The organism is Escherichia sp. B1147, from assembly GCF_001660175.1.
Lineage (GTDB): Bacteria > Pseudomonadota > Gammaproteobacteria > Enterobacterales > Enterobacteriaceae > Escherichia > Escherichia whittamii.
In genome coordinates this window covers 100,198-110,963 of record NZ_LFHY01000020.1, presented here as the reverse complement: position 1 = coordinate 110,963, position 10,766 = coordinate 100,198, and the positions used below count along the sequence as shown (strand labels likewise).

9 protein-coding genes and 1 riboswitch are annotated in these 10,766 nt (G+C 50.9%); of the genes, 2 read left to right on the top strand and 7 right to left on the bottom strand.

Translation table 11 applies throughout. The features are described from left to right. Positions 1 to 251: 251 nt before the first annotated feature. Together murI and btuB are read right to left on the bottom strand one after the other, a co-directional pair. Positions 252 to 1,109: a glutamate racemase gene (gene murI, locus A9180_RS20380; RefSeq protein WP_074399655.1), complete on the bottom strand. Its 858-nt coding sequence runs from the start codon at positions 1,107 to 1,109 to the stop codon at positions 252 to 254. Then, positions 1,054 to 2,898 carry a TonB-dependent vitamin B12 receptor BtuB gene (btuB, locus tag A9180_RS20375; protein ID WP_064530331.1) on the bottom strand — a complete coding sequence of 615 codons (1,845 nt, stop codon included), beginning with the start codon at positions 2,896 to 2,898 and terminating at the stop codon, positions 1,054 to 1,056. Before btuB ends, murI begins: the two co-directional genes overlap by 56 nt. A 64-nt stretch (positions 2,899 to 2,962) precedes the next feature. Beyond that, positions 2,963 to 3,154: riboswitch (cobalamin riboswitch) on the bottom strand. A 113-nt stretch (positions 3,155 to 3,267) separates the two neighbouring features. Here btuB and trmA point away from each other — a divergent pair. Further along, entirely contained in the window at positions 3,268 to 4,368 is a 1,101-nt protein-coding gene (gene trmA, locus A9180_RS20370; protein WP_064530330.1) for a tRNA (uridine(54)-C5)-methyltransferase TrmA, read from the top strand. Between the two features lie 40 nt (positions 4,369 to 4,408). Here trmA and A9180_RS20365 read toward each other — a convergent pair whose 3' ends face one another. The 4 genes from A9180_RS20365 to A9180_RS20350 form a co-directional block, all read right to left on the bottom strand. Next, entirely contained in the window at positions 4,409 to 4,768 is a 360-nt protein-coding gene (locus A9180_RS20365) for a YijD family membrane protein (RefSeq protein WP_000806411.1), read from the bottom strand. After that, positions 4,768 to 5,418 (bottom strand): HTH-type transcriptional repressor FabR, encoded by a 651-nt coding sequence (fabR, locus tag A9180_RS20360; protein ID WP_001309117.1) that lies wholly within the window; start codon positions 5,416 to 5,418, stop codon positions 4,768 to 4,770. The genes A9180_RS20365 and fabR overlap by 1 nt, the downstream gene beginning before the upstream one ends. A 103-nt stretch (positions 5,419 to 5,521) precedes the next feature. Then, the gene (locus A9180_RS20355; protein WP_064530329.1) at positions 5,522 to 6,838 is read right to left on the bottom strand and encodes a citrate-proton symporter; all 1,317 of its coding nucleotides are present in this window, start codon (positions 6,836 to 6,838) and stop codon (positions 5,522 to 5,524) included. Between the two features lie 42 nt (positions 6,839 to 6,880). Next, positions 6,881 to 8,047, bottom strand: a complete 1,167-nt coding sequence (locus tag A9180_RS20350) for a M20 aminoacylase family protein (protein WP_064530328.1) — start codon at positions 8,045 to 8,047, stop codon at positions 6,881 to 6,883. Positions 8,048 to 8,376: 329 nt separating this feature from the next. On the opposite strand from A9180_RS20350, the gene sthA reads away from it, so the two are divergent. Next, the gene (gene sthA / locus A9180_RS20345; RefSeq protein WP_001120822.1) at positions 8,377 to 9,777 is read left to right on the top strand and encodes a Si-specific NAD(P)(+) transhydrogenase; all 1,401 of its coding nucleotides are present in this window, start codon (positions 8,377 to 8,379) and stop codon (positions 9,775 to 9,777) included. On the opposite strand, the gene oxyR is transcribed toward sthA, so the two are convergent. Further along, the gene (oxyR, locus tag A9180_RS20340) at positions 9,760 to 10,677 is read right to left on the bottom strand and encodes a DNA-binding transcriptional regulator OxyR (RefSeq protein ID WP_064530327.1); all 918 of its coding nucleotides are present in this window, start codon (positions 10,675 to 10,677) and stop codon (positions 9,760 to 9,762) included. The genes sthA and oxyR overlap by 18 nt on opposite strands. Positions 10,678 to 10,766 lie beyond the last annotated feature (89 nt).

The following is a 10,766-nucleotide window of genomic DNA, read 5'->3' as shown; positions in this document are numbered from 1 at the left end:
GTCTGATAAATTGTTAAAGAGCAGTGCCGCTTCGCTTTTTCTCAGCGGCGCGGGGTGTGCATAATACACTTTCCCGCTACAGAGTCAAGCATTTTTTTGCTTTTCTCTGCCGGGATTCTCAGGAGAATCCCGCTGACCCGGCGGCTTGTTTGCCGTTGTTCCGTGTCAGTGGTGGCGCATTATAGGGAGTTATTCTGAGCTGACAAGAGGAAATTTAAAATAATTTTCCGAATGCGCAACATTCAACCAAATCAGCTTGAAACTGCCAGTTTTTCGAGCGTTTTGAAACCGTAACGCTGTAAAACGGGTAATAACTGTTCAGCTTCTGGCGTCATTGCCATGCAAAAGGCAATGTTCGCATCGGCAGATTTTGCCTCAGGAGCTTCATGTTCCAGCAGCCAGGCCGTTCGGCGGGCAATCGCAGCGCCTGAATCCACCAGTCGGGTTCCCTCTGGCAGCACCTTTAACAGTTCTTCTTGTAATAGAGGGAAGTGGGTACAACCCAGAACAACAGTATCTGGTGGCTCTTTCATTCTTAGCCACGGGCGCAGGATACGTTTTAGCGCATCCAGAGAGATTTCTTCGCCATGCAGCTTCGCTTCAGCCAGCTCAACCATCTCTGCCGAGCCCAGCATTTCTATCTGACATTCATTAGCGAAACGCGCGATTAGCTCGTGGGTATAAGAACGTTTTACCGTGCCACGAGTTGCCAGCAATCCGACAATGCCATTCGCAGTCAGACGTGCCGCTGGCTTAATTGCCGGTACGACACCGACAACCGGGAACGCAAACTTCTCGCGTAATGCAGGAAGTGAGACGGTACTGGCGGTGTTGCAAGCCACAACAGCCAGCGCAAGGGGATAACGCTCTTGCACCGCAGTAACAATTTCCACCACTCGCTCAACAATAAAGTCTTCGTTTTTTTCGCCATAAGGGAAAGCGACATTATCGAAAGCATAAATGTAATGGAGATCCGGTAAGAGGCGCCGGATCTCGTCATAGACCGACAGCCCACCGACGCCGGAGTCAAACACCAGCACGGTGGGACGTGGTTCAGAAGGTGTAGCTGCCAGACAAGGTGTATTCCCGTCCTGCAGTTTGATAGCCATAGACTGTCTCGTAATCTTTGTCGAACAGGTTGGCTATTTTACCACGAACTGTCAGATGAGAGGTGACCGGATATGCAACCGCAAGATCCCATAAACTCACACCGCCCATTTTCACAGTTTGATACGGCCAGGAGGAGTAATCCTTATCATAGCGAGTGCCTAAATACTGATAAGTAATACCCCAGTCGAAGTCATACAGCTGCCAGTCGAGCTGGTATTTCACCTGCTGTTTAGCGCGGCGTAACAACGGTGCGTCAGTAATTGCGTTACGAGCATCGACATAATCGTAACTCACAGTATGCGTCAGTGGTCCGGTATCAAAATTGGCGGTCGCCTCGACACCTTTAATCCGCGCTTTCCCTTCGTTGTAATATTTCAGGATGTGGTCGTCATAATCGATTAAGTCACTAACATCGTTACGATATCCAGAAATACGCCAGTTCACTCCAGCGGTTAAGCCTTCAAACGCGCCTTCCCACTGTTTGCTTTTCTCAGGGTCCAGATCCGGATTACCGTAGAAGCCGTACAATTGCCCAAGATTAGGTGCCTTGTAGGACGTGCCATAAGAAGCGATGAAACGATAGCCTTCGATGAACTCCCATCCGACGCTGGTTTGCCAGGTTCCATGACGGCCAAACTGTGAGTTATCGTCGCTGCGTGCTGCACCTTCAAAGGTAAAATCGCCGACTTGTTGCAATCCGGTCAGATAGATACCGGTATTACGTTGATCATATCCATCGTCAACATACCCGGTACCTGGCGTCGTAGTCTGTTTCTGCCAGTCAACACCCGCACCAATATTACCGTGGCCAACGGTGACGTTGTTTGCCCACTGGACGGTGTACTGCTTCATCTCATCGAGCGTCGCGGACGAATCATAACGACCATAATGCGGATCGTAGTTGTAATCTTTGCTATGGCTATAGCTGGTAATGAGCTGTGATTTAATCAGTTCGCCGTTATAGCGCAGCCCAGCGTCCCAGCTTTGGCTATAGAGTTTACGGGTATCGAGCAACGGTGAGCCGGGAGAATAATACGCGTCATAATTGGTCCGATTATCATAGCCATAGCCACGTACAAAGCCGCTCCAGGCATCGGTAAAATTATGTTCCAGAGCACCATAAAGCGTTTTACTTAAGAAACCATCGTTATCAGGCTGCGCTTGCATTCCTGTATTGCCGTAAGCGACAACATCATAACCATGGGTATAAGCGTAATCGCCTAACAGGGTTACCCGAGTTTTATCCCCCAGTTGTTGCTGCGTAGAGACATCGTAGTTTTGATAACTATGGCTTCCCCATCCCGCTGAAATTTCCGTTCCGGGTTCATCGCGCGTCGTAATGATATTCACCACCCCGCCGATTGCATCGGAACCATAAACGGCGGATCGCGGCCCGCGGATATATTCGACACGCTGGACAAGTGCAATAGGGAATTGACTAAGATCGGCAGAACCACTCACCCCTGCCAGATTCAGGCGCACGCCATCAATTAATACCAACACATGACTGGCATTTGTGCCACGAATAAAAATAGAAGAAAGCTGACCTGAACCGCCGTTTTGAGTGATATCCACGCCAGGGAGACGGCGCAGCACATCATTGACCGAGGTCGACTGCCAGCGGTCAATATCCTGACGCGTCACAACGGTAGTTGGCGCAAGCACAGTGTTGCGCGGCTGTTCAAAACGGTTAGCAGTAACAACGAGAGTATCCGGGCTGGTATCCTGTGCCCAAGCAGAAAAGGCTGTGACAGAACACGCCGTCAGCAGCGAAGCTTTTTTAATCATTGTAAAGCATCCACAATATAAGAAGGATGCCGCAGGTTTCATCAATATTACGCGATGATGAGAACCAGATGCGACGTTGGCCGGCAGGTCTTCGGGCTTGGAGGGGTATCTGAGGATACAAAGAGATGATGACTTCCCACCGGATGGCAGTGTCTGCATTACGCAATCATCGCACCTTTCCTTACCGCTGCGCGTCAGCTCCAGATTCGCACTGGATTCCCTATTAACTCACAGGACCGGCAAGTGGATGCTACAGGTTGTAACAAGTTACTGTCCAGACATAGCTCACAAATAGGAATTCATCAAGATCTGGACATCTGATGAGCAATCCCTACAATCGCCGCGTACTTTAATTTTTCAGGATACATCATGACCCCCGAACACCTTCCAACAGAACAGTATGAAGCGCAGTTAGCCGAAAAAGTGGTACGTTTGCAAAGTATGATGGCACCGTTTTCTGACCTGGTTCCGGAAGTGTTTCGCTCGCCGGTCAGCCATTACCGGATGCGTGCGGAGTTCCGCATCTGGCACGATGGCGATGACCTGTACCACATCATTTTCGATCAGCAAACCAAAAGCCGCATCCGCGTAGATAGCTTTCCCGCCGCCAGTGAACTTATCAACCAGTTGATGACGGCGATGATTGCGGGTGTGCGCAATAATCCTGTTCTACGCCACAAGCTGTTCCAGATTGATTACCTCACCACGCTGAGTAATCAAGCGGTGATTTCCCTGCTGTACCATAAAAAGCTGGATGACGAGTGGCGTCAGCAGGCGGAAGCCCTGCGCGATGCACTACGCGCGCAGAATCTGAATGTGCATCTGATTGGTCGGGCAACGAAAACCAAAATCGAGCTGGATCAGGATTACATCGACGAACGTCTACCGGTCGCAGGAAAAGAGATGATCTACCGCCAGGTAGAAAACAGCTTCACCCAGCCGAACGCGGCGATGAATATTCAGATGCTGGAATGGGCGCTGGACGTGACCAAAGGCTCAAAAGGTGATTTGCTGGAGCTGTACTGCGGAAACGGTAATTTTTCATTAGCGCTGGCGCGCAATTTTGATCGGGTATTAGCCACCGAAATAGCCAAGCCGTCTGTTGCTGCTGCGCAATACAACATTGCCGCCAACCATATTGATAACGTACAAATTATTCGTATGGCAGCGGAAGAATTTACCCAGGCGATGAATGGCGTGCGTGAGTTTAACCGTTTACAGGGAATCGACTTAAAGAGTTATCAGTGTGAAACCATTTTTGTCGACCCGCCGCGCAGCGGTCTGGACAGTGAAACCGAGAAAATGGTGCAGGCGTATCCGCGTATTTTGTACATTTCCTGCAACCCGGAAACGCTGTGTAAGAATCTGGAAACATTAAGCCAGACGCACAAGGTTGAACGTCTGGCTCTGTTTGATCAGTTCCCCTACACGCACCATATGGAGTGCGGCGTATTACTGACGGCGAAGTAAAATCCATGCCGGATAGCATCGCTATCCGGCATGATACTTGTTACTCTGCAACTTCCTGCTTACGGTTACGCATCTTCGCGCCAATCCAGAACACCATGATGACGGACAGCACAGCCGGGAAGAAGTTAGAACCGATATCCGGATATTCTGCACGAACCACCGTGCTATACAGCAGAACGCCGAGAATAAAACAGGCAGCTGCCAGACCCGGCAATCCGACCGGCATAGTACGATTAAGATAACGTTGATGCAGGCAGTAAACCGTCAGCACCAGGGAAATAATCGGGAATACAGAAAATGGCACAATGGAGCTAAACAGCGCTGCAAAAGTACCATTAATCGATAAGCCAGCAACCAACGCCAGCAGCAGCGTACCTCTATCTTGATTTGCTTGTTTCATTACTCGTCCTTCACATTTCCCGGAATAATTGCGGTTTTCTCTTGTTCACGGCGATACCAGTAATAAGCCCCTTTCGAAATCATTCGTAGTTGCAGTACCAGTCGCTCTTCTAATTGCCGACGTTGTTCGACGCCGACATCCAAAGCCTCGGCACCCGCACTGAAGACAATCGTCACCATTGCTTCGGCTTGCGCTTCAGTAAACGCGCGAGGCATATGGTTTTCGAGTTCAAGATAGTCCGCAAGTTCCGCAATGAAGTGCTGAATTTCACGCGCAACGGCGGCACGAAATGCGGCGGAGGTGCCGGAGCGTTCCCGCAATAATAACCGGAAGGCGTTAGGATTATTACCGATGAACTCCATAAATGTGGATACCGAGGTGCGGATCACACTCCCGCCTTTAGCGATACGCTGACGCGCCTGGCGCATAAGCTGACGCAGCATCAAACCACTCTCGTCAACCATGGTCAGGCCAAGTTCGTCTACGTCGCGGAAATGCCGATAAAAAGAGGTGGGAGCGATGCCCGCTTCACGCGCCACTTCACGCAAACTCAGGCTGGCGAAGCTGCGTTCAGCACTTAATTGGCTAAATGCGGCTTCTACCAGCGAACGTCGGGTTTTTTCTTTTTGCTGCGCTCTTACGCCCATCACGATGTCTGAATCCTTGCCAAAAGTACTGCTGGCACTATACCAGAGAATGAACATTCTGGATTGCTTCAGTGCTGTGAATGAATGGCAAGACAATAAAACGTATTCACTGCAATTCTTTGGCCGGTTCTTTTACGAACAACAACGCCAGCATCGACAGCAATGTCCCCCCGCCCAGATACCACGCCGGAGCAGTCAGGCTATCCAGTAACACGATGGATTGCGTAGCGAAATATTGCGCAAAACCGCCGAAAATTGCTACGCCAATGCTATAAACCAGCGCGAAGCCTAATGCCCGGATCCGTTTCGGCAACAGTTCGGAAATCAGCAACATTACCGGTACTCCACCAAGCGTGGTAAAGCTGACCATCACGAAAACGACCGTCAGCAACATGCCTGGGCTTGGGTAATTCACCAACAACCAGAACGAAGGCCAGCTACAGAGAAGCACCATCACACGCGAGATAAAAATCAGCTTTTTACGTCCGACCGAATCACATAGCATCCCCACCAACAGCGCGCCCGCAAACGTAATCACCCCCGCCAGTAACATCGCTGCATGAGAATAGTGTTGAGGCATTGCCAGATACTTCGCCGCCCAGGTGCCGTAGTAAAAGAGGGAAATATAGGTTGCTACCGTACTACCAATAGCGAGTAAAACGCCGTTAACGATAGTCGCTTTATGTTGCAGGAGCAGAGAGAACGCGCTTTCGCTGGCAGCGGCTTTTTTATTGTGTACTGGTTCAGGCACATCATTTTCCAGGCTCAGACGCAGCCAGCAACCGATGGGCGCTAAAAGCACACCAATAAAAAATGGCACACGCCAGCCCCATTCTGCCATTACGGTTTCTGAACCTGTGGCGAACGGTAGCCATGCGCTCAGACCTAAAGCAACAACGCCACCAAATGTCGTTGCCAGCCCCTGAGTCGCCAGCGACCAGCTACTGTAAAAGCCGCGACGATTTGCCGGAGCTGACTCAACCAGCAAAGACATTGAGGCGCCGACTTCACCACCTGCCGCAACGCCCTGAATCAGACGCGCCAGCACCAGCGTCGCCGTTCCCCAATAGCCCGCCGTCGCATATGTTGGCGCAATGCCAATCATCAACGTGCCGAGGCTCATCAGGGCAATGGTGAACACCATCGCAGGCTTACGTCCGAAGCGATCGGCCCAGGCCCCGACGATAATTCCACCAAGCGGGCGCATAAAAAAACTCACGCCAAACGTTGCAAATGCCAGTAACAGCGCGACATTGTGATCAGCACTGGGTGGGAAGAAAAGCGTACTGATATAGACCACAAAAAAGTTGTAAACGCCAAAATCAAAAAATTCGAGCGCATTGCCAAACGCCGAGGCAAAAATCACCCGCTTACCGCTGGGCTTTTTCTTCACAATCACGGTTCCATTTACGATCGCCGTCATTCCATGTTCCTTGCCAGAAAGTGTTGTTGTGTGTTGTTTTATTTATTGCAGCCAGGCTTCTACCAGTGCGCCCCAGTAGCTACTTGCCGGGACCAGACTTGCATCGTTGAAGTCGTAGCCCGGGTTATGCACCATGCATGCCCCTTCCCCGACATCGCCATTACCGAACAGCAAAAAAGCGCCTTTTGGCTGGGCTTCCAACATGAAAGAGAAATCTTCACTGCCCATCAGAGGTTTAATGCCAAACTCAGCCCGAGCTTCGCCAAACGTTTTACACGCCGCCTGCCAGGCGAAGCGCGCCATCTCCTCGTCATTCACTAATACCGGTGTGCCGTTAACATGCGTCACATCAGCCGTAGCGCCAAAGCTGACAGCCTGGGCTTGCGCCAGAGCAGGAATACGGGTCAGAAGAAGTTGCCGGGTTTCGCGGCTAAGAGAGCGGACGCTGATTTTCATCTCAGCACTATCAGGAATGACGTTAGCGGCCTCACCCGCAACAATGCTGCCAACGGTTATCACTGCTGCTTCCAGCGGATCGACATTGCGCGACACAATGCTTTGTAATGCGGTGGTGATATGTGCCGTGATCAGCACCGGATCGATGGCTTTGTGAGGAATTGCGCCATGCCCACCACAACCATGAACTGTGATGTGGAACTGATCCATTGACGCCATTAGCGCCCCAGGCTGGAAGAAAAACTTGCCAACCGGTAAGCCCGGCATGTTATGCATACCGAAAATCGCATCGCAGGGGAAACGGTCAAAAAGCCCCTCTTTAACCATGATCTCGCCGCCGTTAATCATCTCTTCTGCGGGCTGGAAGATAAGACGTAACGTGCCGTTAAAACGACGAGTTTCGGCAAGATAACGCGCAGCGCCAAGTAATATCGTGGTATGACCGTCATGCCCGCATGCGTGCATTAAACCGGGATGTTTACTGGCCCAGGGCTTGCCGCTATTTTCATAAATTGGCAACGCATCCATATCAGCACGCAGACCAATACTTTTCTCTCCGTCCCCCACTATTAACGTGGCCACTATCCCCGTCGTTGCCAGCCCTTGCTCTACCTCATAGCCCCACTGGCGCAGCTTTTCCGCAACCAGAGCACTGGTTTTAAATTCTTGTAATCCCAGCTCCGGGTTTTCGTGGATTTGGTGGCGGATCTCGCGCAACTCTTCCTCAAACCCACGAATGTAGTGTTCGATCATCGGCTATTCCTTTATTCACTTATAAACAAGTTAATTAACGGGTTTTATTGATGGTGTAAATATAAATAACGAATCAATATGAAATATTTATATATTTGTTTTATAAGAATATTTAACATAGACAATAACAAAAAAGCACGCTTCGGCAAGATAAAACTATCAGCCATAAGAAAAAGCAATTAATAGCGAATTAGTGGATTAAGAAGGGGGCAGACAAAGCAAAGGCCGCTCACGATATAGCCAGATAAATGACGGGGATCAATTGGCTTACCCGCGATAAAATGTTACCATTCTGTTGCTTTTATGTATAAGAACAGGTAAGCCCTACCATGCCACATTCCTACGATTACGATGCCATAGTAATAGGTTCCGGCCCCGGCGGCGAAGGCGCTGCAATGGGTCTTGTTAAGCAAGGTGCGCGCGTCGCAGTTATCGAGCGTTATCAAAATGTTGGCGGCGGTTGCACCCATTGGGGCACCATCCCGTCAAAAGCCCTCCGCCACGCTGTTAGCCGCATTATAGAATTTAATCAAAACCCACTTTACAGCGACCATTCGCGACTGCTCCGCTCTTCTTTTGCCGATATCCTCAACCATGCCGATAACGTGATAAATCAACAAACGCGCATGCGTCAGGGGTTTTACGAACGTAATCACTGCGAAATATTGCAGGGGAATGCCCGCTTCGTTGACGAGCACACGCTGGCGCTGGACTGTCCGGACGGCACGGTTGAAACGTTAACCGCAGAAAAATTTGTCATTGCCTGCGGCTCACGCCCTTATCATCCAGCAGACGTCGATTTTACCCATCCGCGCATTTACGATAGCGATTCGATTCTTAGCATGCATCACGAACCGCGCCATGTGCTTATCTACGGCGCAGGGGTGATCGGTTGTGAATATGCGTCGATCTTCCGTGGCATGGATGTGAAAGTGGATCTGATCAATACCCGTGATCGTCTGCTGGCATTTCTGGATCAGGAGATGTCAGATTCTCTCTCCTATCACTTCTGGAACAGTGGTGTGGTGATTCGTCACAACGAAGAGTACGAGAAGATCGAAGGTTGCGATGACGGCGTGATCATGCACTTGAAGTCAGGCAAAAAGCTGAAAGCAGACTGCCTGCTCTATGCCAACGGACGCACCGGTAATACCGATTCGCTGGCGTTACAGAACATTGGGCTGGAAACTGACAGTCGCGGACAGCTTAAGGTCAACAGCATGTATCAAACCGCGCAGCCGCACGTTTACGCGGTGGGCGACGTGATTGGTTATCCAAGTCTGGCGTCGGCGGCCTACGACCAGGGGCGCATTGCCGCGCAGGCGCTGGTGAAAGGCGAAGCCACCGCGCATCTGATTGAAGATATCCCTACCGGCATCTACACCATTCCGGAAATCAGCTCGGTCGGTAAAACGGAACAGCAACTGACCGCGATGAAGGTTCCGTATGAAGTAGGCCGCGCCCAGTTTAAACATCTGGCTCGCGCACAAATCGTCGGCATGAACGTGGGTACGCTGAAAATTTTGTTCCATCGGGAAACGAAAGAGATTCTGGGGATTCATTGCTTTGGCGAGCGCGCTGCCGAAATTATTCATATCGGTCAGGCGATTATGGAACAAAAAGGTGGCGGCAACACTATTGAGTACTTCGTCAACACCACCTTTAACTACCCGACCATGGCGGAAGCCTATCGGGTAGCGGCATTAAACGGCTTAAACCGCCTGTTTTAACGCTTTATCGAAATGGCCATCCATTTTTTCGCGGATGGCCTCTGCCAGCTGCTCATAGCGGCTGCGCAATGGTGAGCCTGGGCGATAAACCAGACCAATGGTACGGCGTGGTTCCGGCTTAATGCACGGCAGATAAACCACACCATCGCGTTTGCGTTCTGGCGGTACAGCCAGCGCAGGCAGTAAAGTGATCCCGCTACCTGCGGCCACCATGTTGCGCAGCGTCTCCAGACTGGTCGCGCGGAAGTGTGTATCTTCATCCGCTCCAGCTTCAAAGCAGAAGCCCATTGCCTGATCGCGCAGACAGTGACCATCTTCCAGCATCAGCAGTTTTTCTCCTGCCAGATCGGCCATCGGCACACATTCGCGGTTAGCCCACGGGTGATCTTCATAGATTGCCAACAGCATTGGCTCATCAAACAACGGCACTTCAATGAATGCTTCGCTCTCTTTCACCAGCGCGAGGATCACGCAGTCGAGTTTGCCACTATCCAGCTGCGCCAGTAACTGGTGGGTCTGCGCTTCATGCAGATACATTTCCAGCTTCGGAAAGGTCTGGTGCAGCATCGGGATAATATGCGGCAACAGGTAAGGTCCAACCGTTGGAATCAAACCAATATGCAGCGGTCCGGACATCGTCTCCCCCTGCTGGCTTGCCATCTCTTTAAGGACTTTCACCTCGCGCAGCACGGTACGCGCCTGATCCACCAGTAGCATTCCCGCCTGGGTGAATAACACTTTACGGCTGGTCCGCTCCAGCAACATCACGCCCAGCTCATCTTCCAGCTTACGAATTTGCCCACTCAAGGTTGGCTGGCTGACGTGGCAGGAATCTGCCGCACGGCGAAAATGGCGGTGCTCGGCCAGTGCCACCAGGTACTCAAGATCACGAATATTCATTATCCATCCTCCATCGCCACGATAGTTCATGGCGATAGGTAGCATAGCAACGAACGATTATCCCTATCAAGCATTGTGACTGATAATTG

Bases quoted from the DNA above. Each gene is read 5' to 3' on its own strand.
- trmA (WP_064530330.1), top strand. From the start codon at position 3,268: ATGACCCCCGAACACCTTCCAACAGAACAGTATGAAGCGCAGTTAGCC.
- murI (WP_074399655.1), bottom strand. From the start codon at position 1,109: ATGGCTATCAAACTGCAGGACGGGAATACACCTTGTCTGGCAGCTACA.
- oxyR (WP_064530327.1), bottom strand. From the start codon at position 10,677: ATGAATATTCGTGATCTTGAGTACCTGGTGGCACTGGCCGAGCACCGC.
- A9180_RS20355 (WP_064530329.1), bottom strand. From the start codon at position 6,838: ATGACGGCGATCGTAAATGGAACCGTGATTGTGAAGAAAAAGCCCAGC.
- A9180_RS20350 (WP_064530328.1), bottom strand. From the start codon at position 8,047: ATGATCGAACACTACATTCGTGGGTTTGAGGAAGAGTTGCGCGAGATC.
- sthA (WP_001120822.1), top strand. From the start codon at position 8,377: ATGCCACATTCCTACGATTACGATGCCATAGTAATAGGTTCCGGCCCC.
- A9180_RS20365 (WP_000806411.1), bottom strand. From the start codon at position 4,768: ATGAAACAAGCAAATCAAGATAGAGGTACGCTGCTGCTGGCGTTGGTT.
- btuB (WP_064530331.1), bottom strand. From the start codon at position 2,898: ATGATTAAAAAAGCTTCGCTGCTGACGGCGTGTTCTGTCACAGCCTTT.